Source organism: Arthrobacter sp. YD4, from assembly GCF_030410515.1.
GTDB lineage: Bacteria > Actinomycetota > Actinomycetes > Actinomycetales > Micrococcaceae > Arthrobacter.
The window spans coordinates 317,880-343,605 of the sequence record NZ_JAUHHD010000005.1 but is presented as its reverse complement, the minus strand read 5'-3'; the positions used below and the strand labels follow the sequence as shown (position 1 = coordinate 343,605).

Below are 25,726 nucleotides of genomic sequence, written 5' to 3'. Positions count from 1 at the left end.
CGTTCTACCCCTGCGGGGCCCTCTTGCTGGCCCTGGGCCCTAAGCTTTGTGCGGCGGACGGGTCATGGACATGACGTCCAGGGCGGTGTCCAGCTGCTCCTCGGTCAGTTCGCCGCGCTCCAGGAAGCCCATGGCCACCACGGTCTCGCGGATGGTCAGGCCCTCGGCGACGGCCTTCTTGGCGATCTTGGCGGCGTTCTCGTAGCCGATGAACTTGTTCAGCGGGGTCACGATCGAGGGGGAGGCCTCGGCCAGGAAGCGGGCACGCTCGACGTTGGCGGTGATGCCGTCGATCATCTTGTCGGCCATGACGCGGCTGGTGTTGGCCAGCAGGCGGACGGACTCGAGCAGGTTGGCGGCCATGACGGGGATGCCGACGTTGAGTTCGAAGGCGCCGTTGGTGCCGGACCAGGCGATGGCGGTGTCGTTGCCGATGACCTGCGCGGCGACCATGATGGAGGCCTCGCAGATGACCGGGTTGACCTTGCCCGGCATGATCGAGGAGCCCGGCTGCAGGTCCGGGATGGCGATCTCGCCGAGGCCGGTGTTGGGGCCGGAACCCATCCAGCGCAGGTCGTTGTTGATCTTCATGAAGGAGATCGCGATATTGCGCAGCTGGCTGGAGGCCTCGATCAGGCCGTCACGGTTGGCCTGGGCCTCAAAGTGGTCACGGGCCTCGGTCAGCGGCAGGCCGGTGTCCGCGGCGAGCAGCTCGATCACGCGCTCCGGGAAGCCGGCCGGGGTGTTGATGCCGGTGCCGACGGCGGTGCCGCCCAGGGGGACCTCGGCGACGCGGGGGAGGGAGGCGTTGATCCGCTCGATGCCGTAGCGGACCTGCGCGGCGTAGCCGCCGAACTCCTGGCCCAGGGTGACGGGGGTGGCGTCCATCAGGTGGGTGCGGCCGGACTTCACGACGTCCTTGAACTCGACCGACTTCCGCTCCAGGGACTCGGCCAGGTAGCCCAGGGCCGGGATCAGGTCGTTGATCAGCGCGGAGGTTGCGGCGACGTGGACGGAGGTGGGGAACACGTCGTTGGAGGACTGCGAGGCGTTGACGTGGTCGTTCGGGTGGACCACCTTGTCGCTGCCGCCGGCCTTCAGCGCACGGGAGGCGAGCTCGGCGATGACCTCGTTGGTGTTCATGTTCGAGGAGGTACCGGAACCGGTCTGGAACACGTCGATCGGGAAGTGGCCGTCGTACTTGCCCGCGGCGACCTCGTCGGCGGCGTCGGCGATCGCCTGGGCCAGCTCGCCGTCGAGCACCCCCAGCTCCGCGTTGGCCTGCGCCGCTGCCTTCTTAACCCGGGCGAGGGCCTCGATGTGGGCGCGCTCCAGGGTCTTGCCGGAGATCGGGAAGTTTTCGACTGCACGCTGCGTCTGCGCACGGTACAGGGCGTTGGCCGGGACGCGGACCTCGCCCATCGTGTCGTGCTCGATGCGGAATTCTTCGTTGGTCAAATCTGCTGTGGAAGTCATGGGGCTAGCTTATTGGGCCGGGGCGCCGCTTCGAAAACCGTGAACCGGCGCCACCGGACCCCATGAGGTGCACGCGGAGGACCCTAGAGCTCGCCGATCCCGGAGACCCGGTCGGCCCGGCCCTCGGCGAGGCGGTAGGTCACGCCCAGCACCGCGGTGCTGCCGTTGGCTACGGCGTCGGAAATGGTGCGCGAGCTGTCCACCAGCCGCTGAGCGATCTGCTTGACGTTTTCCTCGACCATGTCGTTGACCTCGGTGTGGCCGTTGCGCAGCGAGGTCAGGACGGCCGGGGTGATGCGCTCGACCAGGCTGCGGACGAAGCCGCCGGGCATCTCGCCCGATTCGACGGCGTCCTTGGTGGCGATGACGGCGCCGCAGCTGTCGTGGCCCAGGACCACGATCAGCGGCACGCCGAGCACGCCGATGCTGTACTCGAGCGAGCCGAGGACGGCGTCGTCGATCACCTGGCCGGCGGTGCGGACGACGAACGCGTCCCCCAGGCCCAGGTCGAAGATGATCTCGGCGGCGAGCCGGGAGTCGGCGCAGCCGAAGATGACGGCGAACGGGTGCTGGTTCTCCACCAGGGAGGACCGGCGCGAGGCGTCCTGGTTCGGGTGCGAGGATTCACCGGCAACGAAGCGCTGGTTGCCTTCCTGCAGGCGGCGCCAGGCGAGGGCGGGAGTCAGTTGAGTGGTCACCCTGCTTACTTTACGTCGAGGGTGCCGCCGTCGCAGAAACTGTTGCGGCGGGGTTGCTGTCCAGCGCCGCGACCACGGCCGCGCCCAGGGTGGAGAACTCGGCCAGGGTCGCCGGTCCGCTGAGCACCACAGTGGTACCGCGGTAGTTCAGGACCATGCTCTTTTCGCCCTTGCCGGTGTCACGCAGTTCCCAGTCCTTGCCGCCGGCGTTCCGGGTGCCGGTGACCGGGGCGCTCTTGGTCTGGTCCCGCAGCCAGGTGGGGTTGGACTGCCTGGTCTGGACCAGGCCGATGAAGGAGTCCTTGGGCGTCAGGTAGCCGACCTCCCAGGTGGCGACGCCGGTGGCGATGCCGGACTCCCAGCGGGCGTAGTTGGCCCGGTACCCGTCGCCGGCCTGCGGGGCGACCGGTGTGAATCCTGCCACTCCGGCGGCGTTGGCGGCGATGCCGGCGACGTCGATGCTGGGACGGTAGCCGTCGCTCTTGGGCGCCGGGTTCATCAGCACCACCGGAAGGAACGCCGCGATGCTCAGCACCAGGGCGATGATCATGCCGATTACCGACGCGTTGGCCCGTTTGGCCGCGGCGGCGCGGATGACGGGTTTGACGGGCTGGTCCGCCGGGGCCGGCGTTCGGGGGGCCTCGGACGGCGTTTCCTGCAATTCATTCACCCTTCTATAGTCGCCCATGGCGCACCGATCTCCCATTCCGCGGCGGCCTTCCGGCGGCCCCCGGCCGCACCCTGCCGGGACCGTACCGGGCAGTAGGTTGAGGTAAGGGTCCGTCATCCTCTGACCGAAGGACGCGGCCGTGACTATGATCGGTAAGAGACGAACGACCGTTGCGGCCGCCACCCGGCCGGGCGGGTTCGATGATTGCCACTCGAAGAAGAGGTTCACGTGTCACCTGCGTCCATCACCCAGCAGTACTCCACGCTTTCCCCGTCGCTTGCCGTCGGCATCGACGAGCCTGACCGCAACCTTGCCCTGGAACTGGTCCGCGTCACCGAGGCCGCGGCCATCGCCGGCGGCCACTGGGTGGGCTTCGGCGACAAGAACAAGGCCGACGGCGCCGCCGTCGACGCCATGCGCTCCTTCCTCCAGACCGTCCACTTCAACGGCGTCGTGGTCATCGGTGAGGGCGAAAAGGACGAAGCCCCGATGCTGTTCAACGGCGAACGCGTCGGCGACGGCACCGGCCCCGAGGTCGACGTCGCCGTCGACCCCATCGACGGCACCCGGCTGACCGCCCTCGGCATCAACAACGCCCTGGCCGTCCTGGCCGTCGCCGAGCGCGGTTCGATGTTCGACCCCTCCGCCGTCTTCTACATGGAGAAGCTCGTGACCGGCCCCGAGGCCGCCGACATGGTGGACCTGCGCCTGCCGGTCAAGCAGAACCTGCACCTGATCGCCAAGGCCAAGGGCGTCAAGGTCAACCAGCTCAACGTCATGATCCTGGACCGCGACCGGCACCGCCCGCTGGTGGACGAGATCCGCGAGGCCGGCGCGCGCACCAAGTTCATCATGGACGGCGACGTCGCCGGCGCCATCGCCGCGGCCCGCTCCGGCACCGGCGTCGACGCCCTGATGGGCATCGGCGGCACCCCCGAAGGCATCGTCGCGGCCTGTGCGATCAAGTCCCTCGGCGGCGTCATCCAGGGCCGCCTCTGGCCCACCAGCGACGAGGAAAAGCAGAAGGCGATCGACGCCGGCCACGACCTGGACCGGGTGCTCTCCACCAACGACCTCGTCTCCAGCGACAACTGCTACTTCGCCGCCACCGGCATCACCGACGGCGACCTGCTCAAGGGCGTGCGCTACTCCAAGGACAAGGTCCTCACCCAGTCCATCGTGATGCGCTCCAAGTCCGGCACCATCCGCTTCGTCGACGGCGAGCACCAGGCCAGCAAGTGGGAGGGCTACGCCCGCAAGCACTAGCGGCCACCCGCTTCGTCATTTCCTGATCCCGGTACGCGCCCGCGTGCCGGGATCAGCTTTACCCCGATAGGGTGGTGCCATGACTTGGCTTGTAACCGGCGGTGCAGGATATATCGGCTCCCACGTGGTCGCGGCGTTGCGCGCGGCCTCGATCCCTTCCCTGGTGGTGGACTCGCTCTCCAGCGGCCACCGCGAATTCGTCCCGGAGGACGTGCCGTTCGTGCACGCCAGCATCCTGGACACCGAGGTGGTGGCCCGCAGCATGGTGGACCACGGCGTCACCGGCGTCATCCACCTGGCCGGCTTCAAGTACGCCGGCGTCTCGGTGCAGGAACCCCTGCTCACCTACGAACAGAACGTCACCGGCACGGCCAACCTGCTCAAGGCGATGGAACTGGCCGACGTGGACAAGCTGGTGTTCTCCTCCTCGGCCGCCACCTACGGCACGCCGCGGGTGGACATCGTCACGGAAGACACGGCCACCTCGCCCGAGTCCCCGTACGGCGAAAGCAAGTTGATCGGCGAGTGGCTGATCCGGGACCAGGGCGTGGCCCGTGGCCTGAAGCACACCTCGTTGCGCTACTTCAACGTGGTGGGCTCCGGCTCGCCGGAACTCTACGACACGAGCCCCCACAACTTGTTCCCGATCGTTCTCCGGGCGCTGACCTCGGGTAAGACGCCGAAGATCAACGGCACCGACTACAACACCGAGGACGGCACCTGCGTCCGCGACTACGTCCACGTCGCCGACCTCGCCGCCTCGCACGTCGCCGCCGCGCAGGCACTGGCCGCTGGCAAGCCGCTGGAGCGGGTCTACAACCTGGGCTCCGGCGACGGCCTGTCCGTGAAGCAGATCATGACCGCCATGGCCACCGTGACCGGCATCGACTTCGAACCGGAGATCGGCCCGCGCCGCCCCGGCGACCCGGACCGGATCGTGGCGGACGGCACCCGCGCCGCCCGGGACCTGGACTGGAAGATGCGGCACACGGTGGAGGACATGGTGGCCAGCGCCTACGAGGCGCAGAAGCGCGCCGGGGCTCAGTAACGGCGCCCTGCGGCCTGGCGACACGCAAAAACGCCCGCGCCCCGGACATTCCGGGGGCGCGGGCGTTTTTGCGTGTCGCACGGCGAAACCCGCCGCGGGGGGTTACTTCCGCAGCCTGCGGAGCAGCCCCTTCAGGACCTGGGCGCCCTTCCGGGCCAGCTGGTAGCCGCCGTAGCGCAGCTTGTTCACCGGCAGGTCCCAGGTGCCCGGGTAGGCGACCTCCCGGCCGCCGAAGGACTTCTTGAAGGCGGTGAACCCGGCCCACTTGTGGTCCGGCTGGTCCGCCGGCGCGACGCCCCAGAGGTCCACGTGCTTCAGGCCCTTGTCCTTGGCGTCCGCCATCAGGGTCACCACCAGCGGGATGCCGGCGCTGAGCTTGCGGTGGGTGTCATCCAGCGCCGCGTGGGCGTAGGTGCGGGTGTCCGCCGAGTCGTACGTCAGGGCCGCCGCGATCGGTGATCCCTCCAGCTCGGCGATGAACAGGGTCGCGGCGCCCGAGGGCATCAGCGTCCGCGCCACCTGCGTCAGGTACTCATCGCTCTGCGGCTTGAAGCCGTTGCGGGCCGCCGTCTGGTGCAGGAATCCCAGCAGGACCGAAATCTCGGCGGGGTCCTGGCTGGCCCGGAAGGTCACGCCCTTCTTGTGGATGTTGCGGTAGAGGTTCCGGTTGACCGGCTTCATCCCGGCCAGGACCTCCTTGAAGTCCTGCTCAAGATCCACGATCCAGCTCAGCTCCGGCTGCAGGTTCGCCGGTGCCGGGCGCAGGCCGCGGCTGCGCAGGACCGCGTCGGCCTCCGCGGCGGAGAACCCGGCGCTGACCGGCTCGACCCGGATGAAGACCGCGCCGGACGCCTTGGCGCGGTCCGTCAGCGAGGCCAGTGCGGCGTCGAAGGCGGCCACCGACCCAGCCACCGGGCCGTAGGGGACGTAGAGGAGCTTGCCGGCTGGGTTGCTTTCCTCGATGGCGAGGTAGCTCCAGCCGTCGCCGGACTCCTCGTGGACGGTGCGGCCCAGGTCGCGCTGGACGCGGGCCCAGTCCGGGCCCTGCAGGAAGTGGTCCATGATCAGGCCTTCATTCCGGTGGTCACGGCAAAGACGACGGCCGGTTCGGCGGTGTCCCCGGCCGGGTGGACGTTCACCGGCGCCTCGGCGGCGGGCACGAAGGCGCTGCCGCCGCGGTCCAGCCGGAGGTCGCCCTTGGGCGAATCGAGCATCACGGACCCGGCCACCACGATCAGCACCGCGGCGCCCGATTGGGCCAGCGGAACGGCCTCGCCGCCCGGGGCGAGTTCGATGCGCTGCAGCGCGAATTCCTGGAACGGCGGCCGGTACAGCTCCTGGCCCAGCATGGTCTGCTCGGCGCGCAGCTCCGGGACGCCCACGGCCTCGAAGGCGATGGTCTGCAACAGCTCGGGCACGTCCACGAACTTGGGGGTAAGGCCGCCGCGCAGCACGTTGTCCGAGGAGGCCATCACCTCGATCCCGAGTCCGTGCAAGTAGGCGTGCACGTTGCCGGCGGGCAGGTAGACGGCCTCGCCGGGGGCCAGGGAAATCCGGTTCAGCAGCAGCGAGATCAGCACGCCAGGGTCGCCGGGGTACTCGGCGTTGAGGGTGCCGACGGTGTCGAGGGCGGTGGCGTCCGGTCCCTCCGGGGTGCCGGCGGCCAGCAGCTCGACGACGGCGGCCGTCGCGGCGGCCACGTCGTCGCCCCCGCCGATCAGCCGTTCGAACGCGGCGCGCAGGGCCTGGTCCTCCTCCGGCCGGGCGAGGTCACCGACCAGTTGCGGCAGCAGGGCCGGCACCTCGCGGCCGGCCTGCTCGAAGGCCCGGGCCAGGTCCTCGAACACGGCGCGGGACGCGGCCGCCGGCCTGAAGCCGCAGAGCGCGTCGAACGGGGTGAGCGCGAAGATCATCTCCGGCTTGTGGTTGTCGTCCTTGTAGTTGCGGGTCGCCGCGGACCGGTCCACGCCGGCGGCCTCCTCGCGCGCGAAGCCTGCCCGCGCTTGTTCAAGGGTGGGGTGCACCTGAAGGGAGAGCGGGTGGTCGGCGGCGAGGACCTTCAGCAGGAAGGGCAGCCGCGGGCCGAACGCGGCGATGCTCTCACTGCCCAGGAAGTGGTCCGGGTCGCCGGCGATCAGCGCGTCCAGTGCCAGCGGTCCGCCGTCGTCCGCTCCCGCCGCGGTGGAGGGGGAGTCCGGGTGCGCCCCGATCCACAGCTCGGCTTCCGGGCCGCCGGAGGCCGGGCGGCCCAGCAGGCCGGCGATCGCGGTGGGGGAGCCCCAGGCGTAGGGGCGGAGGACGTTCTCGAGTGCGTACATGGATCCTTATCCTAAAGCGGGGCGCACTGGCCGTTGGTGGCGACCAGGTTGCGGATCGACTGCTCGTCGCCCTGGCGCTTGAAGTCGTTGAGCATCTCCTCGGTGATGGGTTCACCGTCCGGCGTCGTGGTCACCGGGATGAAATCCGAGGACGACGGCGACGGCGCCGGCGACGTTCCGGGCACCGTGCGGGATGCGGTCTGAGTCGACAGCCCGGCCCCGGCGCCGGCGGCGGAGAGCGGTCCGGGGACCGCGGCCGGGCGCAGCAGCTCATCGGTGCCGGCGGCCGCCTGCGGGGCCGGGCCGAGGAGCTTGTCCACGGCCTGGTGGATCCGGTCGAAGTCCGGGACGGTGGAGAAGTACGCCTCGAAGTCCGGCGGCCCGACGGTCAGGCGGCGGACCGGCTGGCCCTTGGACTTCATGGCGAGGTCCACGAAGCTGCCCAGCTGCCCGGCGGAGACGTTGGAGTCCACCACCTTGGTGCCGGCCTTGACGATGTCCTCGAACTTTGTCAGCAGGGTGCCCGGGTCGAGCTGCTTGAGCATGGCCTGCTGGACGCACTGCTGCCGGGCGATGCGGGCGTAATCGTCGACGAATTCGCGCGAACGGCCGTACCAGAGGGCGTGGTAGCCGTCCAGGGTGTTGTCCCCGGCGGGGATCCAGCCCAGCGGCATGCCGTGGATGCCGTTGGCCTCGTCGATGGTCTCGCCGCTGATGGGGACCCAGCCGCCGGCCTTGATCCGAATCCCGCCCATCGCGTCGATGAGCTTGGCGAAGCCGTCCATGTCCACCAGGACGTAGGCCTGGACCTTGATGCCCAGCGTGCCGGAGACGGCCTCGAGCGTGGCCTGCGCCCCGGGATCCTCGACGCCGGGGTAGAGGTCCTGGTGTTCGTTGGTGACCTCGGTGTTGATCGCGTTGATCAGGCATTCGTCGCCGCAGTTGTAGCCGTCCGGGTAGATCTTCCGCATCGGCGAATCGTCGCTGAACCTGGCGTTTTGCAGGTTGCGGGGGATCGAGATGATCGCGGAGGCGCCGGTCTTGGCGTCCACGCTGATCACCGAGAGGCTGTCCGGGCGGCGGCCGGTCCGGTCCGCGCCGGCGTCGCCGCCCATCATGAGGAAGTTGTAGCGGCCTTCGGAGGGTTCCATCGCGGGGCCGTCGGCGAAGATGGTGCCGATCGCCTCGCGGCCGACATTCAGCAGGTAGGCGGTGTAGCCGAGCCCGCCGGCGCTGAGCACCATCGCGACGACCAGGCCGAGGACGACGGCGGCGCGGGTGCGGGCCGCGGGCAGCAGCACCGGCCGGATCAGCCGGAGCGTGTTCAGGAACAGGGCCGCCCAGCCGACGGCGAGGGCCGCGAGCACGATCACGAGGATCAGCGAGGTGATCGGGTTGGCGACGAGGTTGATCAGCGTGGGCCGTGCGACGGCCAGCAGGATCAGCCCCAGCAGCACCAGGGCCCAGACGGTGAGGGTGACGCGCAGGGCGGCGCGTCCCAGCCGCCGGTCGCCGGCCACCAGCTGCGCGCTGCCGGGAACCAGGAGGGTCAGCAGGATCAGCAGGATCCCACGGCGGGTCAGGGTGGCGGGCGCGGCTCCCCGCGGATACCGGACCGGGTCCGTCAGCCGGGTCCGCCCGGGCCGGGCAGTGTCCGGCGCGCCGGCGGATCCTTCGCTCATGGTGGGAATCCTTACCGGCCGCCCCGCGGCTCGGTGTTCTCGGCGGAGAACACCTCGGCCACCTTGGCGCGCAGGCTGGCGCCCTTGGCGGTGGCGGCGTCGTTGAGGTCCTGGGCGAAGCGCAGCAACTCGGCGCGCAGCTCCGCGGCGAACGCGTCCGTCCCGGCGGCCAGCATGCGCACGGCCAGCAGGCCGGCGTTGCGGGCGCCGCCGATGGAGACGGTGGCCACCGGCACGCCTGCGGGCATCTGAACGATCGAGAGGAGCGAGTCCATGCCGTCGAGGGTCTTCAGCGGCACGGGCACCCCGACCACCGGCAGCGGCGTCACCGAGGCGAGCATCCCGGGCAGGTGGGCCGCGCCGCCGGCGCCGGCGATGATGACCCGGATGCCGCGCTCGTGGGCGGTCTGCCCGTAGCGGATCATCTCGGTAGGCATCCGGTGGGCGGAGACGACGTCGGCCTCGAAGGGGATGCCGAACTCGGCCAGCGCCTCCGCGGCGGCCTCCATGACCGGCCAGTCCGAGTCGGAGCCCATGACGAGCCCGACGAGCGGGGCGGCGGTGGTGTCAGTGGTGGTGGTCATTCGGTCTCCCCGGTGGTCTCGGGCGCGGCGGCCTGGGGCCGGCCGTCCCGGATGATGGCGGCGACGGCGCCGGCGCGCTGCCGGACGGAGTCGACGTCGGCGGTGGAGCCGCCGACAAGGTTGACGTGGCCGATCTTCCGGCCCGGCCGCACGGCCTTGCCGTAGCTGTGGACCTTGGCGGCCGGCTCGGTGGCCAGCGCCGCGGGGTAGGCCGAGTAGAGGTTCTGGTTGGCGCCGCCGAGGAAGTTCTTCATGACCACCACCGGACCCAGCAGGTCGGTGGCACCCAGCGGCAGGTTCAGGATGGCGCGCAGGTGCTGTTCGAACTGGCTGGTGACGGAGCCGTCCTGGGTCCAGTGGCCGGTGTTATGCGGGCGCATGGCCAGTTCGTTGATCAGGAAGCCGGAGCCGACGCCGGGGGTTTCGAACATCTCCACGGCCATGACGCCGGTGACGCCGAGTTCGTTGGCGATCCGCACGGCGGCGTCCTCCGCCGCGGCGGCGACCTCCAGCGGGATCTCCAGGGCGGGGGCGATCACCTCGTCGCAGACGCCGTCGACCTGGATGGTGTGCACGACGGGCCAGGCGCGGCACTCGCCGTCCGGGGTGCGGGCCACCATGGCGGAGAGTTCGCGGCTGAACTCGACCTTGGCCTCGGCCAGCAGCGGGGACATCGACTCGAACCAGTCGGCCGACGCGGCGGCGTCCCCGGCCGAGGCGATGACGCGCACGCCCTTGCCGTCGTAGCCGCCACGCGGGGTCTTCAGCACCACAGGCCAGCCGGCGTCGTCGCCGAACGCCACGAGGGCGTCGACGTCGTCCACCGCGGCCCAGCGCGGGTTCGGCAGTTCCAGCCGGTCGATCGCGGCGCGCATCACGAGCTTGTCCTGGGCGTTGACCAGGGCGTCGGGGCCCGGGTGGACATTGACGCCGGCATCGATCAGGGCGCGCAGGTGGTCGGTGGGCACGTGCTCGTGGTCGAAGGTGAGGACGTCCAGCCCGCGGGAGAACTCCAGCAGGTGGTCCAGGTCCTTGTAGTCACCGACCGGGGCTTTCGCCACCGCGGCCACCGCGGAGACGTCCTCAGCCTCGGCGAGGACACGGAGTTCGAAGCCGAGAGCGGTCGCGGCTGGGGCCATCATGCGGGCTAGTTGGCCGCCGCCAACCACGCCGATTACTGGAAAAGTCACATCGACCAGCCTACCGAACCCGGCGCCGGACGAGGCCCCGGACCCGTGATTTGGGCCGGTGAGTCCCCGTGGCGGGGCAATCTCCGGGGAAACGGCGCTAAAATGGGCCGTCGGCCACCCGGCCCACAGACAGCAACGCCCTCGGAGGGTCATGATCACCACACTTGCAGACCGGATCCGCGGGCTCGCCTCGCTCTTTTGGCGCGAAGTAGCGAAGTTCGGAGCCGTCGGCGGTGTCGCCTTTGTCATCGACAACGGCCTGACCTACTACCTGATGCACGGCCCCATGTCCGACAGCGAGGCCAAGGCCCGCTTTGTCGGGGCGACCGTGGCCACCATCTTCTCCTGGATCGCCAACCGCTTCTGGACCTTCCGGCACCGCCGCCAGGCCAACGTGCTGCGCGAGTTTGTGATGTTCGTGCTGATCAACGGCATCGGCATCGGCATCTCCACCGGCCTGACCGCCCTCGCCAAGTACGGCATGGGCATCACCGACAAGAACATGCTGTTCCTGGCCGGTGTCTTCGGCATCCTTGTCGCAACCGTGGTGCGCTTCTTCGCCTACCGCTTCCTGGTCTTCAACAAGGAACTCGACGACGAACCGGAGTTCTCCGGCGACCACGAGATCATCGAACGCCACCCGCACCCGCACGCCGCCGGATCAGTGCCGGCCGGCCGCGAGACCGGAACCCCGGGCGCGACGCCGGACGGACGCTAGGCCCCGTAGGCCTGCTTCGCGGGCCAGAGCAGAGCACTACGGATCAGCGGAGGCTGATCCGCTCGTCGCCCAGCAGCCGCTCGGTCAGGGCAACGTCCGGGTGCACCAGCACCACCGAGCCGTCCCGGGACCAGGCCCACAGCGCCCGTGACAGCGCCGCCTCCAGGCCGTCCCCGGCCTGCACCAGCAACCGCGGCGCCGCAGCGCTGCCAGCGCCGTCATCTGCAACCCCTGGCAAGGCCCCGAAGCCCTCCACCAGCCGCCCGTGCGGATGGTCGACGCCGGCGGCGTCCCGCAGCGCGGTCCGGTCCGGCTCCGGGTCAACGTAGGCCATAAAGAAGTCCCCGTGGCTGCGGACCTCCGCCGCATAGTCGAGCACGCCGCTGGGGAGTTCGCCCGGCCAGCGCATCGCCAAGGCCGGCAGCGCCACGGCCAGCACGGCGTCGACTCCGCCGGCGGCCGCGGCCGGGCCGGGATCCGCCGTGGCGAGCAGTTCGGCGTCGCCGTCCGCCAGTACCACCTCCATCCCCAACTGCCAGGCGGCCAGGGCCAGCACCAGCGATTTCCAGTGCGCCGGCAGGTCCAGTCGCAGCCGGGTCCCCGGTTCGGCGTCCAGTTCGTCCTGCAGCAGGTTGCTGGTTTTCGCCACCCAGTTATCCAGCACCCGGCCGGAGAGCTCGACGCGCTCGGCGTCCTGGCCGTACCAGGTCAGGCGCGGGGCGGTGGACTGGCCGGAACGCAGGGCCGACATCAGGTCGGCGGCGGGGATGTTCATGGCGTTCATCTTGCCACGGCGGCCGCCGCGCCCGCCTGGCAGTACCCCGGACCTGCCCTCGACCCGCAGCGAGTGATCTCGGTCACGGCGCGCGGCGCCGGGCACATCGGTGCCGTCACATGCCCGGTCACCGCGGGGGAGGGGGCCGCCGCCGATCATGCCGGAATGTCAGCCAAAAGGGAGCAGAAATCGCCGTTAGGCCCCCAAAGGTGGTCAGCATGCTTCCCATTTGGCGGGGATAGGCCGCAGGCCGCGCAAAAAAACACGGGCGTGGCGTGCCTCAGGAATTCCCAAGGAATTGATTATTATCCCTGCTGCCGCTTGACTCCCCCATACTTACACACGTGTAATTAGGGAACGAAAGCCACCGCACAACAGCCGGCGCTCAACCGAGTGTCCGTGGGTCAAGCAGGGGCTGCCAATCAGAGAGGGAAACGCCAATGGGGCTTGCAGAGCGTATCCATGAAGAGGAAGTTGTCGCCGGCCAGGCGACGGCCAAATACCGTTCACGCGGAGTGCCGAGCGACTGGTACGTGGACCCGGCCGATCCGGAGGCCGCGGACCGCTACAACGGCCAGACCAAGGACGCGCTGGAGGACCAGGCCACGGCCTTCCTCGCAGCCCATGAGGCTCTCCTGGCGGGGAACCCGGATCTCGACGACGATCCGCTGGACCCGCCCATGGAGGTGCAGGCCCCCGACGCCGGCACCGTAACCCAGGCGATCTGGATCGGTCTCCCCGCGCAGCAGGACTTCGACGACGAAGGCGAGCTGGGCTGGCAGACGGACGCGCTGTGCGCCCAGACTGACCCCGAGGCATTCTTCCCCGAAAAGGGCGGCTCCACCCGGGACGCCAAGAAGGTCTGCGGCGCGTGCAACGTCCGCTCGCAGTGCCTGGAGTACGCACTCTCCAATGACGAGCGTTTCGGCATCTGGGGCGGCCTCTCCGAGCGGGAACGCCGCAGGCTTAGGAAGCGGGCAGTCTAATTCTTCAAGAAGTACGAGTCACCGCCGTCGTGGTAGCCCACGACGGCGGTGACTACCTCCCCAGAACCCTCGCGGCCCTGGCGGCGCAGACGCGCCCCGCGGACGCCGCGATCGGGGTCGACACCGGATCCCGCGACCATTCGGCGGCCCTGTTGGCGCAGGCGCTCGGCGCCGGTAACGTCACCGCCGTCGAACACTCCCGGACCGGCATGGGCGGAGCGGTGCAGGCCGGCCTGGCCGCCCTGGCCCCGCGCCGGGAGGGCATGGCCGCCGACGCCGAATGGGTCTGGCTGCTCCACGACGACGCCGCCCCGGCCCCCGAGGCCCTCGCGGAACTGCTGCACGCCGTCGAACGCGCGCCCTCGGTGACGGTGGCGGGCTGCAAGCAGCTCGACTGGCACTCCGAGCGGCGCCTGATCGACGTTGGACTCTCCATCAGCCGTTGGGCCGAGCGGCTCACCCTGATCGAGGCGGACGAGCTCGACCAGGGCCAGTACGACGGCCGCAGCGACACCTTCGCCGTCAACTCCGCCGGCATGCTGGTCCGCCGGGACGTCTGGGAGCAGCTGGGCGGATTCGACCCGGCCCTGCCCGGAACCGGCGACGACGTCGACTTCTGCTGGCGCAACCGCCTGGCCGGCCACCGCGTGGTGGTGGTCCCGACGGCACGCATGTTCCACGTGGCGCACCGCCCGCACGGCCAGGGCACCCCCGCAGCCGCCCGCAAGGCCCAGGTCCACCTGCGGCTCAAGCACGCCTCGGCCTGGAAGGTGCCCCTGCATGCCATCGGCGCCCTGCTGGGAAGCCTGTTCAAACTTGTCCTGAGCATCGCGCTCAAGGACCCCGGCCATGGCCTGGCCCAGTTGGTCGCCACCCTCGGCGCCCTCGCCCGGCCCGCCGCCGTCCTCCGCGGCCGCCGCAACGCCGCGCGCACCCGCCGGATCCGCCGCTCCGTGATCAAGGGCCTGCAGACCCACCGCCGCGAGGTCTGGGCCCACCGGCGCTCCCTGATCGAGTCCCTCGGCTCGGACGACGCCGAGGGTATGCCGGGCCACGACCCGCTGGGCGAGCAGCCCAGCGGCGACGCCGCCGACGACTTCGCCGCCCTGGCCGCAACGGACCGCGGCTGGGTGGGAGCCGGCGCGCTGCTGGCGGTGCTGCTCGCGGCCGCGGCCTCGGTGGCAGGGCTGCTGAACATCTTCCGGGCCGACGCCGTCACCGGCGGCGCACTGATCCCGCTCTCCACCGGGCTGGGCAGGATCTGGGACCACGCCACCGGCTGGTGGGTGGAACTTGGGGCCGGGCTGCCAGGGCGCGGGGATCCCTTCGGTTTCGTGCTCTGGTTCCTGGGCGTCCTCGGCGCGGGGAACGCCAACGCCTCGGTCGTGTGGCTGCTGCTGCTGGCCATGCCGCTGGCGGCCCTGACGGCCTGGTTCGCCGCGGGGGCCCTGACCCGGCGGCGCCGGCTGCGGTTCATCGCCGCGCTGGCCTGGGCCGGCGCCCCGGCGCTGCAGGTGGCCCTGAACCAGGGCCGACTGGGTGCCCTGGTGGCCCACGTGATGCTGCCGCTGCTGGTCCTGGCGCTGCTGCGCGCCACCGGCACCGTCCCCGGCCGCGGCCGCTTCGCGGTGCCCGCGCCGGGGGAGCGCCGCTTTACCGAGAAGCCCCCCATCAAACCCGGCATCAACGGGACGCCGTCCTGGACCGCCGCGGCCGCCGCCGGGCTCGCCCTGGCGGTCGTCACCGCCGCCGCCCCATCGCTCCTGGTGCCTGCCCTGGTCCTGATCGTCCTCGGCGCGGTCCTGCTGGGCCGCCGGGGACGCACGCTCTGGTGGTCGCTGCTTCCCAGCCTGGCGCTGTTCGTTCCGTTCGCCCTCTCCGCCATGGACCGCCCGCGGGCCCTGCTCGCCGACCCGGGCCTGCCGCTCGGCTTCGACGCTGCGCCGCTGTGGCAGCAGGCGCTCGGCCAGCCGCTCCGCTTCGACGCCGGCGCGGGCCTGACCGGGCTGTCCCTCTTCGGTCCCGGCCCCGTGCCGTGGGCGCTGCTGCTGGTCCTGCTGGCAGGGGTTCCCGTCCTGGTGCTGGCGCTCGCCGCGCTGTTCCTTCCGGGCCGCCGCGGCACCGGCCGCCGGCCCCGCCTCGCGCGCAGCCTGTGGGCCGCGGCCCTCGTACTGCTGGCCGGAAGCTGGCTCGCCGGCCACCTCGCCGTCGCCGCCAGCGCCGAGGTGCTGGTCTCCCCGTTCTCCGGACCGGCCGTGTCTGCCGCCGCTTTCCTCCTGCTCGGCGCGGCGCTGCTCGGTGCCGAGGCCCTGCTGGACGCCGCGGCCGCAGCCCGCACCCGGTCCGTCACCGTTGAGGCAGAGTCGGGGGCCGAGTTGGGGGCCGAGTCGGCCGCCGACACCGCAACGGAAGGGCCCACCACCTCCCGGGCACTTCCGGCCCGTGCAGTCGCGGTCCCTGCCTTCCTGGTGAAGGGCGCCGCCGCGGCCGCCGTCGTGCTTCTGGTCGCGGGGCCGCTTGCAGGGCTGGCGGCGTGGTCCGCGCACAACGTTTTGCAGACCACGGCCGCCCCCGCCGGAACTGCCTCAGCCGGGGCCGCCTCCACCGGATCCGCGGGAACCGGAACCCCGGCCACGGGACCTGCCGCCGGCACCGACGCCGCAGATGCCGCCGCCGATGACGGTGCGCTCGGGGTTTCCCGGCTGCTTCAGCCGGGCCGGGCCACGGCGCTGCCCGCCACCGCGATCGACCGCGGCGAGGGTCCCGAACAGGCCCGGACCCTGGTGATCTCCGCACAGGACAACGGCGGATTCGCCGCCTCGCTGATGCGTGGCTCCGGGACCACCCTGGACGCCCTGTCCGCGATCGCCTCCGCCCGGCCCGTCATCGGGGCCCCGGGCGAGGAATCCGTCCGGCTGGACGACGCCGTCAACGGCTCACTCCGCTCCGTCGTCGCCACCATCGTCGCCGGCCAGGGCGTGGATCCGCGCCAGCAGCTGGAGGAATTCGGCATCGGCTTCGTGGTGCTCTCGGCCACGGACAGCTCGGCCCAGCTGACGGCCAGCCGCATGGACGCCGTCCCCGGCCTCGTCGCCGTCGGGCAGACCGACGTCGGCTGGCTGTGGCGTATCACCCCGCTGCACCGGAGCCAGCAGGGCCCCGCCGACGCCGCGGAGGTGGCACACCGGCTGCGGATCGTCGACGGCTCCGGCGCCACCACCGGACTCCTGCCCGCCGGACCGCTGGACGCCGAGGCTCCGGTTCCGGACGGTCCCGAGGGCCGGCTGGTGGTCCTCAGCGAACGGGCCGACCCCGGATGGAGCGCCTTCTTGGACGGCAAGCGGCTCACCGCCACCACCTCGGACTGGGCACAGGCCTTCACACTGCCGGCCCGCGGCGGCCAGCTCAGCATCCGCTACGAGAGCCCTTGGGCGCTCTGGACCGGCATCGGGCAGGCGGTCGTGATCGGCCTGACCGTGCTGCTGGCCATCCCCATGCCTGCCCGCCGCCGCAATGCCGGCATCTCCCGGGACGAAGCGTCCCTGCGGAAGGAACACCAGCATGCCTGACGAACAGCACCCCGCGGCCCGGCCCGAAAACTCCGGCGACGGTCCGTACGACGGCAAACGGGACCGCAGCGCCCGCGGCAAGGAATCCCGGCCCACTGATTCCCGGCCAACAGCCCGGCGGCTGAAGACCCTGGCCCGCCCGCTGGGCGGGATCCTCGCCGGCGTGGTCATAGTGGCCGCCGGCGGCGGACTGGTGGCCGCCACGGCACTGGCGCCCCGAACCTCCGGCAGCAGCCCGCTGACGGCACCTCAGGCCGCCGTCCCGGCCGGTAACCTCGTGGCCGTGTGCCCCGCCCCGGCCCGGCTGCTCCAGGCCACCCCGGTGGGGACCGACCCGCAGTTCAGCCCCGAGTCCGCCACGGCCAAGAGCGCCGTCTCCGTCCTGGTCCTGGGCAACGGGTCCGGCGTGCTCCCCGGCAGCCGCCTCGCCGGCCTCACCGGCAGTCCGCTGGTGGAACTGGCGAAGGCCCCGGCCGCGCCCGCCACCGCCAGCCCGGCTCCGGCCCCAGCGGGCACACCGCCGGCACCCCGCGCCGCCGTCGCCCAGCGCGGGATCGACGCCGTGAGCGTCCTCAGCGCGGACGCGTTCGGGGACCAGCAGCCCTCCGCCGCCGCCGCCATGAGCTACGCCGCGGACGACGGCGACCTCCGCGGCACCGCCGCCGCGGCCTGCCAAAATCCCGCCAACGATCTCTGGCTGGTCGGCGCGGACACCTCCCTGGGCCGGACCGCCGTGCTGAACCTGAGCAATGCCTCGGGCACCCCGGCGACGGTCAACCTCGACCTCTTCGGCGCCAAGGGCGTCATCCAGGCCCCGGGCAGCCGCGGCCTGCTGGTTGCCCCCGGCACCACCCGCTCGATCGTCCTGGCCGGCCTCGCCCCGGGACAGGACAGCCTGGCCGTGCGGGTGCGCAGCACCGGCGGCCCCGTGGCCGCCGTCATCCAGCAGAGCGTGCTCCGCGGACTGACGCCCGGCGGCGTCGACTTCATCACCCCCGGCACCGGCCCCGCCACCCGGCAGGCCATCACCGGGCTGGACATCCAGGACCCTGCCGCCCTCGGCCCGCTCACGGCCAAGTCCGGCTTCGGGGACGCCGGCCCCGCGCTCCAGATCGCCGTCCCGGGCGCCGCGGACGCCGTCGTGGAGGTCAAGATGTACGGCCGGGACGGGCAGAAGCCGCTGCCCGGCGGCGGCGTCGTCACCGCCAAGGCCGGCTCGGTCACCACCGTCCCGCTCGCGGGGGTCCCGGCCGGGCACTACACCGTCTCGGCCAGCTCCGACGTCTCCTTCACCGCGGCCGCCCGCGTGACCCGCGGGCTCAAGGCCGAGGACCCCACCGACGTCGCCTGGGCGCCGTCCGCCATCCGGCTCGGCAGCCAGCACCTGGTACCGGTCCCGGCGGCCGGCAGCCGCTTTCTGATGTTCGGCGCCCCGGACGGGCGCGCCACCATCTCCTACACGCCGGTCACCGCGGACGGCAAAATCCGCAGTGCCACGACGGCGGACATCGCCGGCGGCACGACCGCATCGGTCCAGGTCCCCGCCGACGTGGAAGGCTCCGCTGTGGTGGGTTACCTGGTGTCGGCGGCGGGGGAGGCGGCCTACGGCGCGGTCCTGCTCGAACGCGACGGCAAGGCGGACGTGGCCACGGTACCGGTGTCCCCGGGCGCGGCCGGGCAGGAAAAGGTCGCCGTCACCCTCGGCTACTAGTAGCGGCGGCGGTAGACGGGGTCGAGCGTCTCGGGCGGAACGCCCAGCATCTCTGCGGTGCGTTCGACGACGACGTCGTGCACCAGGTCCGCGAGTTCCTCCCGGCTCCCGCACGCCTGCTCCACCACGCGGCGGTAGAGCGTGATCACCGGGCCCTCGCCCGCCGTCGCCGGCGCGTAGGCACCCATCGGCGCGGGCGAGCCCTCGGCCACGAGCTGCTCAAGCTGCGGCGGGATGTCCTCGACCGCGAACCGGACCCCGTCCAGCGGCTTGCCCCAAATGTCGTGCAGGCGCTGGGCCGAATCGAGGACGAAGTCGTCGAAGCGCTCCGCGCGGGTCCGGTACCCCGGCAGGGTGGGCATCAGCAGCTCGCCGCGCAGGCCGCGGCCATGGCGGTTCCTGCGGCGTTCGCGGAAGCCCCGGACACGGCCGCCCGCGGCGGCGCCGGGCTCCGTGAGCCGCACCGTAAAGCCGGAATCGTGGGGCAAAGACTGCATACCTCGACTCTAAACCCGGCGCCCTGATTCCGCGATATGACGGGCCGTACGCGGGCGCGGGCCCCTCCTGCGGTGTTTCAATGCGGCCCCGGAACCGTGCAGGGGAGTAGTCTGTGGTGTCGTGGGTGCAATTCGTCTCTGTTCAAGGTCCGCCTGCCGGAATTCGGCGGTGGCGACTTTGACGTACGTTTACGCCGACTCCACCGCCGTTCTCGGCCCGCTGGCCACCTACGCCGAACCGCACTGCTACGACCTCTGCGAACAGCACGCCGGGTCCCTGACGGTGCCCCGCGGCTGGGAAGTCCTCCGCCTGGCCATGCCCGCGACGCCCGCCGGGCCCGGCCCCGACGACCTGCTGGCCCTGGCCCACGCCGTCCGTGAGGCCGCCGGACGCCCGGCCGCCACCGGCCAGGGTAACGACGCGGCCCAGGCCCCCGGGCAGCGTGCCAGCCATCCCGCCCTGGAGGCCCCGGCCGCCCCGGAGGGCGCCCGGCGCGGCCACCTGCGCGTCCTCCGCGAACCCTCCTGAGCCCCGAATCAGCGGTAGGCTGGGGAAGAACTTTCCGTAAGCCACCGGCGCCCGACGCGGCGCCCCCAGGGAGCCTTCGCCATGCCAGGTCTTAACGTGCCATTGATCAGTTCCGAACTTCTCTCCGTGCTGCGCTGCCCGGTCACCGGCTCCACCCTGGTGCAGGAGGGCGAGGAACTCGTTGCCACCAGCCCCGACGCGCAGGGCCGCACCCTCCGTTACGGCATCGAAGACGGCATTCCGCTGCTGCTCCCGCCCGAACTCCTGGCCGCCGCCGGCTCCGCCGCGTCCGACCAGCACGACGGCGGCGCGCCCGCCGGACCCCGCCACGCCGCGGACTAGCACCTGCCCCAGGGCGGGCGCGGCACCCCACCAAGGGTGCCCCGGCCGCCTCCCATCGGAACCGCCCGCGGCTCCGAACCCCTGACAGCCCCGTGCTTTCAACCCGACGCTTCCAACCCGGCTACTCCAAAGGATTTTCATGACCTTCGATTACAAGATTGCCGACATCTCCCTGGCCGAGGCCGGCCGGCACCAGATCCGCCTCGCCGAGCACGAGATGCCGGGCCTGATGGCCCTGCGCGAGGAATTCGGCCCCAGCCAGCCGCTCAAGGGCGCCCGGATCGCCGGCTCCCTGCACATGACGGTGCAGACCGCCGTGCTGATCGAGACCCTCACGGCGCTGGGCGCCGAGGTGCGCTGGGCCTCCTGCAACATCTTCTCCACCCAGAACGAGGCCGCCGCGGCCGTTGTCGTCGGCCAGGGCACGGTCGAGGACCCGCAGGGCGTCCCCGTCTTCGCCTGGAAGGGCGAGACGCTCGAGGAATACTGGTGGACCGCCGAGCAGATCCTGACCTGGCCCGGTGCGGACAGCAACCCGGATCTGGGCCCGAACATGATCCTCGACGACGGCGGCGACGCCACCATGCTGGTGCACAAGGGCGCCGAGTTCGAGGCCCTGGGCTCCGTCCCGGCCGCCGGCGACGACGAGTCCGAGGAGGGCCGGGTCTTCCTGTCCGTCCTGCGCGCCTCGCTCGAAAAGGACCCGCAGAAGTGGACCCGGATCGGCTCCCGCCTGCTGGGCGTCACCGAGGAGACCACCACCGGCGTGCACCGCCTGTACCAGCTCGCCGAACAGGGCAAGCTGCTCTTCCCGGCCATCAACGTCAACGACTCCGTCACCAAGAGCAAGTTCGACAACAAGTACGGCATCCGCCACTCCCTGCCCGACGGCATCAACCGCGCCACCGACGTCCTGATGGGCGGCAAGGTCGCCGTCGTCTGCGGCTACGGCGACGTCGGCAAGGGCGCCGCCGAGGCGTTCCGGGGCCAGGGTTCCCGCGTGATCGTCACCGAGATCGACCCGATCTGCGCGCTGCAGGCCGCCATGGACGGCTACCAGGTGGCCACGCTCGAAAGCGTGCTCGCCGAGGGCCACATCTTCATCACCACCACCGGCAACAAGGACGTCATCCTGGCCGAGCACATGGCCGGCATGCGCGACAAGGCGATCGTGGGCAACATTGGCCACTTCGACAACGAGATCGACATGGCCGGCCTGGCCCGCATCCCCGGCGTCAAGAAGGTCGAGATCAAGCCGCAGGTCCACGAGTGGGTCTTCAACGAGGGCACCGACGGGGAGAAGTCGATCATCGTCCTCTCCGAGGGCCGCCTTCTCAACCTCGGCAACGCCACCGGCCACCCGTCCTTCGTGATGAGCAACTCCTTCGCGAACCAGACGATCGCGCAGATCGAACTGTTCACCAAGGCCGGCCAGCCCGAGGGTGAGAAGGAGTACGAGAAGCAGGTCTACGTGCTCCCCAAGATCCTGGACGAGAAGGTCGCCCGGCTGCACCTGGACGCCCTCGGCGCCACCCTGACCGAGCTGAGCAAGGAACAGGCGGAGTACCTCGGCCTCGACGTTGCCGGCCCGTTCAAGCCGGAGCACTACCGCTACTAGGAGCTCACTGGGAACATCCCCTGAGTCTCCCGGGAAGGCCCCGGGCCCACGGCACCCGCCGCGGGCCCGGGGCCTTTTTGTGACCGTATCGTGCCTCGGTCCGGCCCGGTCCGGCGCCCGTTTGCCCCTATGCTGGCAAGGTGACGTCTGGAAGGACCCGAGTATCGTGACCGTCTCAAAAACCTGGAGCACCCGCCGCAAGGCCATCGTCCTGGCCGCTGTCTGCGTGCTGGGAGCCGGCGGAGGAGTCTTCGCCGCGGCCGGGCCGCTGGCCCACCCGTCCTTTGCCTCCGAGGCTTCCTCGCCGGAGCGGTCCACCCCGGGACTGGCCTACCCGGTGCTGCCGCCGGTCCAGCTGACCGCGGCCCCGGCGGACGCCGCCACGGCCGTGAACCCTGCCTCGCCGGTGACCCTGAAGGTCGGCAACGGGCGGATCGACCGGGCATCCCTGACCAGCGAATCCGGCGGCTCGGTGGATGGCACGCTCAGCGCGGACGGTTCCAGCTGGACCGCGTCCGGGCCGCTGAAGTTCAATACCCGGTACACCTACACCTACACCGTCATCGACGCCGCCGGCCGGAGCACCACCTCCACCCGCAGCTTCACCACGGTCTCCACCGCGAACGAGGCCGACGCCGCGATTTACCCGCTGGACGGGATGAAGGTGGGCGTCGCGCAGCCGATCCAGATCACCTTCAGCGAACCGGTCCTGAACCGCGACGCTGTCGAGAAGGCCATCAAGATCACCTCCACCTCCGGCCAGCCCGGGGAGTTCCACTGGTTCAGCAACACCATGGTCCGGTACCGGCCGGAGAACTTCTGGGCCGCCAACAGCACCATCACCATGGACATGCAGCTCTTCGGCGTCGACCTCGGTAAGGGCCAGATCGGCAATTTCAACAAGAAGGTCACCATCCACATCGGGGACAAGAAGACCGCGATCGCCGACGCCACCGCCCACACCTTCAAGGCCTTCGTCAACGACCAGCAGGTCGGCGAATGGCCCACCACCATGGGCGACACCCGGTTCCCCTCGGCGCGCGGCTACCTGGTGCTGATGGAGAAGTACCGGGTGGAGCACATGAGCGCCGCCTCGATCGGCCTCAAGCCCGGTGACCCGGCCTACTACGGAGAGCTGGACGTCAACTTCGCCACCCGGCTGACCCCCAGCGGCGAGTTCATCCACCAGGCCACCGACTCCGCCCTGCCCTTCATCGGCAAGGCCAACCTCTCGCACGGCTGCATCGGGCTGGGACCCGACGGCGCCCAGTGGGTCTTCGACAACATGACCGCCGGCGACGTGGTCCAGGTGGTCAACACCGAGGGCGACTTCGCCGCGTTCGACGACGGCTACGGCGACTGGAACATCCCATGGGCCCAGTACGCCAACTAAAGCGCCGGAGCAGGCTGCCCGCCGTCGCGGGCATCTGCCTCCTCCTGGCCGCGGCCGGCATCGGATCCGCCACCGCCCCGGTTTGGGCTGAGGAAAAGCTGCCGTCGGAGGCGTCCGCGCCGATGCGCTCGGTCAGCGGACTCGCCGTCCCCGTGCTGCAGCCGCTGGAACTTGGCGTGACGCCGCTGGACGGTGCCACCGGCGTCAACCCGGCCTCGCTGCCCGCGGTCAAGGCCGTGAACGGCCGCGTGCTGGAGGTGACGCTGCGCCCCGAGAACGGTGGCGGCCCCGTCCCCGGCAGCCTCAGCGCCGACGGCTCCACCTGGACGGCGGAGCAGCCGCTCGACTTTGACACCGTCTACCGGTATCGCTTCACGATCGTCGACGGCGCCGGGCGGACCACAGTCCGGGCGCAGCGGTTCACCACGGTGGCCGCCGCCAATGAGGCCGACGCCGCCGTCTACCCCCGCGTCGGCAGCACCCTCGGCGCCGGCCAGCCGCTTGAGATCATCTTCAGCGAACCGGTGAAAAACAAGGAGGCGCTGGAGCGGGCCGTGACGGTCACGGCATCCTCCGGCCAGCCCGTGGCCTGGCACTGGTACTCGGACCGGCGCGCCCGGATCCGGCCGGAAACTTTCTGGGCCGCCAACGCCACGGTCAGCGTGGACCTGCGCCTCTTCGGGGTGGACTTCGGCAACGGAATGGTGGGGAACGCGGACACCCGGATCGGCTACACGGTGGGCCCGCAGCGGATCGCCGTCGTGGACGACACCACCAAGACCATGAACGTCTACATCGACGGCGCCCTCGCCCGCACCGCGCCGGTGACCCTCGGCGGGGAGGACTGGCTGTCCCCGACGGGGTACGCCGTGATCATGGAGCAGGAGCGCAGCTCCCGGTTCAACGCAGGCAGCATCGGGCTCAAGCCGGGGGACAAGGGCTACTACCCGCCACTGACGGTCGAGTACGCCAACCGGCTCACGACGTCGGGCGTGTACGTGCACCAGGCCCTGGAATCGGCCTGGGGCGCGGTGGGCCGGGCGAACGTCTCGCACGGCTGCGTGGGGCTGTTGCCGGCGGACGCCGCGTGGTTCTTCGCCACGATGAAGCCCGGCGACGTGGTCCAGACCCTGAACACGGGCGCTCCGCCGGTGGAACCCCTCGAGGGCTTCGGCGACTGGAACATCCCCTGGAACGTGTATGCCAAGCGGTAGGGGAGCGCGGGGAGTTTGGCCACGAATCGGTGACGGTCCGGGGTGGCACCTCCCCGGGGCCGAAACCCTGACGGTAGGCTCGAGAACAGATATGAGGCGCGGCCCGGCTCGACGCCCGGACGCGCGGAATCCGACGGAAGCGAAGCAGCAGTGACTGAGAAGAGTGCCACCCCTCCGAACCGGCCGGAGCCCGACCTGGATCCCGCCGGGGACACGGACGAGCCCGCCTTCGAGTGGATGAAGCCCTCCGGCGCCGCCGCCTCGAAGCCGGCCCCGGGCAATGACAGCGTTGCAGAACCCGGTGAACGCCAAGGCCGCCGCGCCGATCGGCTCGCCGCCGAACGCCGGACCGACGAACGCCGCACCGACGAGCGCGCCGGCGGCGCCACCGCCGTCGGCCGTCCCGCGGGGGAGGAGGCCTACCACGAGGCGCTCCCCACCTCGGCCCTGCACGTGCGCCCGCCCCAGGAAGAGGTCGAGCGCCGCAACGCCGAACGCGAGCAGGCCGCCAACGCCAAGCCCGTGGCCCCCCGGGTCATGCAGGTCCTGCTGGCCGTCTGCTTCCCGGTCATCCTGCTGGTGCTCGCCGTCCGCGCCGTGACCAGCCCGCTGTTCCTCTGGGCCGAATACAACCGTCCCGGCTTCCCGGGCGACGGCTACGGCTTCAACATCGATGACCGGATGACCTACGGTTCCTACGCCGTGGACTACCTGGGCAACTGGTCCGGCCCGCGCTACCTGGGCGAACTGGTGAACCGCAGCGGGGAGAAGCTGTTCAAGGCCGGCGAGGTCAGCCACATGGCCGACGTCAAAACCGTGATGCTCTCCTCCTTCGCGGCCGGGACACTGCTGGGCATCGTCAGCCTTGTCGCCATCCTCTACCTGCGCCGCCGCAGCACCGGCGGGGTCCGCCGCGGACTCTTCGCCGGCTCCATCGCCACCCTGGTGATCATCATCGGCCTGGGCGTCCTGGCGGTGCTCGGCTGGGAACAGTTCTTCACAGAGTTCCACCAGATTTTCTTCGCTAACGGCACCTGGACGTTCTCGCTGCAGGACACCCTGATCCGGCTCTTCCCGGCCCAGTTCTGGAGCGACGCGGGGATCGCGATCGGCGCACTGGTGCTGCTGGCCTCGCTGCTGACCCTCATCCTCACCTGGCCCACCCGGCGCCGCCGCGGCCTGCCGCCCCGGACCGGGAAGGCGAAGGACAGCGTTGCCGGCGACGCGCCGGCGGCCGGCGGCCTGACGGACGCCGACACGTCCTCCCAGGCGGCGCTCAAGGGCCGCCGCTTCAAGCGCCGCGGCACCCCGGCCACGGAGGCGCCCGCAGAGACTACGGCCGTGCCGAACGCTGCGTCGGAACCGTCCACGGACGCCGCCCCGGAAGCGGCATCCAAGGGCGCAAGCGCCCCCGCCGGACCCGCGCAGTCCTAGTCACAACC

At 71.1% G+C, this 25,726-nt stretch carries 22 protein-coding genes; 12 read left to right on the top strand and 10 right to left on the bottom strand.

Annotated features, from left to right (window positions below):
* Nucleotides 1-39 precede the first annotated feature (39 nt).
* The 3 genes from QWJ39_RS14460 to QWJ39_RS14450 form a co-directional block, all read right to left on the bottom strand.
* Entirely contained in the window at nt 40-1,476 is a 1,437-nt protein-coding gene (locus tag QWJ39_RS14460) for a class II fumarate hydratase (protein WP_290258546.1), read from the bottom strand.
* An 83-nt stretch (nt 1,477-1,559) separates the two neighbouring features.
* Nucleotides 1,560-2,174 carry a carbonic anhydrase gene (locus tag QWJ39_RS14455; RefSeq protein ID WP_290258545.1) on the bottom strand — a complete coding sequence of 205 codons (615 nt, stop codon included), beginning with the start codon at nt 2,172-2,174 and terminating at the stop codon, nt 1,560-1,562.
* 10 nt (nt 2,175-2,184) lie between these two features.
* Nucleotides 2,185-2,844 (bottom strand): DUF4245 domain-containing protein, encoded by a 660-nt coding sequence (locus QWJ39_RS14450; protein ID WP_356903547.1) that lies wholly within the window; start codon nt 2,842-2,844, stop codon nt 2,185-2,187.
* 228 nt (nt 2,845-3,072) lie between these two features.
* Here QWJ39_RS14450 and glpX point away from each other — a divergent pair, with 228 nt between their 5' ends.
* Together glpX and galE are read left to right on the top strand one after the other, a co-directional pair.
* Nucleotides 3,073-4,110, top strand: coding sequence for a class II fructose-bisphosphatase (gene glpX / locus QWJ39_RS14445; protein WP_290258543.1), 1,038 nt, complete (start codon nt 3,073-3,075; stop codon nt 4,108-4,110).
* A 79-nt stretch (nt 4,111-4,189) separates the two neighbouring features.
* Nucleotides 4,190-5,158, top strand: coding sequence for a UDP-glucose 4-epimerase GalE (gene galE / locus QWJ39_RS14440; protein WP_290258541.1), 969 nt, complete (start codon nt 4,190-4,192; stop codon nt 5,156-5,158).
* A 102-nt stretch (nt 5,159-5,260) separates the two neighbouring features.
* Here galE and QWJ39_RS14435 read toward each other — a convergent pair whose 3' ends face one another.
* From QWJ39_RS14435 to QWJ39_RS14415, 5 genes are read right to left on the bottom strand one after another with little or no spacing between them, the layout of a single operon-like run.
* Nucleotides 5,261-6,220 carry a peptidoglycan bridge formation glycyltransferase FemA/FemB family protein gene (locus QWJ39_RS14435; RefSeq protein WP_290258540.1) on the bottom strand — a complete coding sequence of 320 codons (960 nt, stop codon included), beginning with the start codon at nt 6,218-6,220 and terminating at the stop codon, nt 5,261-5,263.
* A gap of 2 nt (nt 6,221-6,222) precedes the next feature.
* Nucleotides 6,223-7,476 carry a mannose-6-phosphate isomerase, class I gene (gene manA, locus QWJ39_RS14430; protein WP_290258539.1) on the bottom strand — a complete coding sequence of 418 codons (1,254 nt, stop codon included), beginning with the start codon at nt 7,474-7,476 and terminating at the stop codon, nt 6,223-6,225.
* Between the two features lie 11 nt (nt 7,477-7,487).
* Entirely contained in the window at nt 7,488-9,158 is a 1,671-nt protein-coding gene (locus QWJ39_RS14425; protein WP_290258538.1) for an LCP family protein, read from the bottom strand.
* Nucleotides 9,159-9,169: 11 nt separating this feature from the next.
* Nucleotides 9,170-9,742 (bottom strand): 5-(carboxyamino)imidazole ribonucleotide mutase, encoded by a 573-nt coding sequence (purE, locus tag QWJ39_RS14420; protein ID WP_290258537.1) that lies wholly within the window; start codon nt 9,740-9,742, stop codon nt 9,170-9,172.
* Nucleotides 9,739-10,884, bottom strand: coding sequence for a 5-(carboxyamino)imidazole ribonucleotide synthase (locus QWJ39_RS14415; RefSeq protein WP_290258589.1), 1,146 nt, complete (start codon nt 10,882-10,884; stop codon nt 9,739-9,741). The genes purE and QWJ39_RS14415 overlap by 4 nt, the downstream gene beginning before the upstream one ends.
* Nucleotides 10,885-11,083: 199 nt before the next feature.
* Between QWJ39_RS14415 and QWJ39_RS14410 the strand changes: the two genes are divergently transcribed.
* Entirely contained in the window at nt 11,084-11,650 is a 567-nt protein-coding gene (locus QWJ39_RS14410; protein ID WP_290258536.1) for a GtrA family protein, read from the top strand.
* 43 nt (nt 11,651-11,693) lie between these two features.
* Here QWJ39_RS14410 and QWJ39_RS14405 read toward each other — a convergent pair whose 3' ends face one another.
* Nucleotides 11,694-12,425, bottom strand: a complete 732-nt coding sequence (locus QWJ39_RS14405) for a TIGR03089 family protein (RefSeq protein ID WP_290258535.1) — start codon at nt 12,423-12,425, stop codon at nt 11,694-11,696.
* Nucleotides 12,426-12,865: 440 nt separating this feature from the next.
* On the opposite strand from QWJ39_RS14405, the gene QWJ39_RS14400 reads away from it, so the two are divergent.
* Genes QWJ39_RS14400 through QWJ39_RS14390 form a run of 3 tightly spaced genes read left to right on the top strand, consistent with a single transcriptional unit; the run spans nt 12,866 to nt 18,691 of the window.
* Nucleotides 12,866-13,411 carry a WhiB family transcriptional regulator gene (locus tag QWJ39_RS14400; RefSeq protein WP_290258534.1) on the top strand — a complete coding sequence of 182 codons (546 nt, stop codon included), beginning with the start codon at nt 12,866-12,868 and terminating at the stop codon, nt 13,409-13,411.
* The gene (locus tag QWJ39_RS14395; protein ID WP_356903563.1) at nt 13,411-16,980 is read left to right on the top strand and encodes a glycosyltransferase family 2 protein; all 3,570 of its coding nucleotides are present in this window, start codon (nt 13,411-13,413) and stop codon (nt 16,978-16,980) included. Before QWJ39_RS14400 ends, QWJ39_RS14395 begins: the two co-directional genes overlap by 1 nt.
* Nucleotides 16,973-18,691, top strand: coding sequence for a DUF5719 family protein (locus QWJ39_RS14390; RefSeq protein ID WP_290258532.1), 1,719 nt, complete (start codon nt 16,973-16,975; stop codon nt 18,689-18,691). The genes QWJ39_RS14395 and QWJ39_RS14390 overlap by 8 nt, the downstream gene beginning before the upstream one ends.
* On the opposite strand, the gene QWJ39_RS14385 is transcribed toward QWJ39_RS14390, so the two are convergent.
* The gene (locus tag QWJ39_RS14385; RefSeq protein ID WP_290258531.1) at nt 18,688-19,188 is read right to left on the bottom strand and encodes a metallopeptidase family protein; all 501 of its coding nucleotides are present in this window, start codon (nt 19,186-19,188) and stop codon (nt 18,688-18,690) included. The two genes, QWJ39_RS14390 and QWJ39_RS14385, sit on opposite strands and share 4 nt — an antisense overlap.
* Nucleotides 19,189-19,309: 121 nt before the next feature.
* Between QWJ39_RS14385 and QWJ39_RS14380 the strand changes: the two genes are divergently transcribed.
* The 6 genes from QWJ39_RS14380 to QWJ39_RS14355 all read left to right on the top strand — a co-directional run bounded on the left by QWJ39_RS14380 (nt 19,310) and on the right by QWJ39_RS14355 (nt 25,718).
* Entirely contained in the window at nt 19,310-19,717 is a 408-nt protein-coding gene (locus tag QWJ39_RS14380) for a DUF3499 domain-containing protein (protein WP_290258530.1), read from the top strand.
* A 96-nt stretch (nt 19,718-19,813) separates the two neighbouring features.
* Nucleotides 19,814-20,059 (top strand): hypothetical protein, encoded by a 246-nt coding sequence (locus tag QWJ39_RS14375; RefSeq protein WP_290258529.1) that lies wholly within the window; start codon nt 19,814-19,816, stop codon nt 20,057-20,059.
* Between the two features lie 139 nt (nt 20,060-20,198).
* Complete coding sequence (gene ahcY, locus QWJ39_RS14370; protein WP_290258528.1) at nt 20,199-21,677, top strand: adenosylhomocysteinase; 1,479 nt, start codon at nt 20,199-20,201, stop codon at nt 21,675-21,677.
* A 166-nt stretch (nt 21,678-21,843) separates the two neighbouring features.
* Nucleotides 21,844-23,070, top strand: coding sequence for an Ig-like domain-containing protein (locus tag QWJ39_RS14365; RefSeq protein WP_290258526.1), 1,227 nt, complete (start codon nt 21,844-21,846; stop codon nt 23,068-23,070).
* A complete protein-coding gene (locus tag QWJ39_RS14360) occupies nt 23,049-24,284 on the top strand; it encodes an Ig-like domain-containing protein (RefSeq protein ID WP_290258525.1) in 1,236 nt (411 codons plus the stop codon). Before QWJ39_RS14365 ends, QWJ39_RS14360 begins: the two co-directional genes overlap by 22 nt.
* Before the next feature lie 150 nt (nt 24,285-24,434).
* Nucleotides 24,435-25,718 (top strand): TIGR01906 family membrane protein, encoded by a 1,284-nt coding sequence (locus QWJ39_RS14355; protein WP_290258524.1) that lies wholly within the window; start codon nt 24,435-24,437, stop codon nt 25,716-25,718.
* Nucleotides 25,719-25,726: the final 8 nt, after the last annotated feature.

Bases quoted from the DNA above. Each gene is read 5' to 3' on its own strand.
- QWJ39_RS14460 (WP_290258546.1), bottom strand. From the start codon at position 1,476: ATGACTTCCACAGCAGATTTGACCAACGAAGAATTCCGCATCGAGCAC.
- galE (WP_290258541.1), top strand. From the start codon at position 4,190: ATGACTTGGCTTGTAACCGGCGGTGCAGGATATATCGGCTCCCACGTG.
- QWJ39_RS14435 (WP_290258540.1), bottom strand. From the start codon at position 6,220: ATGGACCACTTCCTGCAGGGCCCGGACTGGGCCCGCGTCCAGCGCGAC.
- manA (WP_290258539.1), bottom strand. From the start codon at position 7,476: ATGTACGCACTCGAGAACGTCCTCCGCCCCTACGCCTGGGGCTCCCCC.
- QWJ39_RS14425 (WP_290258538.1), bottom strand. From the start codon at position 9,158: ATGAGCGAAGGATCCGCCGGCGCGCCGGACACTGCCCGGCCCGGGCGG.
- purE (WP_290258537.1), bottom strand. From the start codon at position 9,742: ATGACCACCACCACTGACACCACCGCCGCCCCGCTCGTCGGGCTCGTC.
- QWJ39_RS14415 (WP_290258589.1), bottom strand. From the start codon at position 10,884: ATGATGGCCCCAGCCGCGACCGCTCTCGGCTTCGAACTCCGTGTCCTC.
- QWJ39_RS14410 (WP_290258536.1), top strand. From the start codon at position 11,084: ATGATCACCACACTTGCAGACCGGATCCGCGGGCTCGCCTCGCTCTTT.
- QWJ39_RS14405 (WP_290258535.1), bottom strand. From the start codon at position 12,425: ATGAACATCCCCGCCGCCGACCTGATGTCGGCCCTGCGTTCCGGCCAG.
- QWJ39_RS14400 (WP_290258534.1), top strand. From the start codon at position 12,866: ATGGGGCTTGCAGAGCGTATCCATGAAGAGGAAGTTGTCGCCGGCCAG.
- QWJ39_RS14390 (WP_290258532.1), top strand. From the start codon at position 16,973: ATGCCTGACGAACAGCACCCCGCGGCCCGGCCCGAAAACTCCGGCGAC.
- QWJ39_RS14385 (WP_290258531.1), bottom strand. From the start codon at position 19,188: ATGCAGTCTTTGCCCCACGATTCCGGCTTTACGGTGCGGCTCACGGAG.
- ahcY (WP_290258528.1), top strand. From the start codon at position 20,199: ATGACCTTCGATTACAAGATTGCCGACATCTCCCTGGCCGAGGCCGGC.
- QWJ39_RS14360 (WP_290258525.1), top strand. From the start codon at position 23,049: ATGGGCCCAGTACGCCAACTAAAGCGCCGGAGCAGGCTGCCCGCCGTC.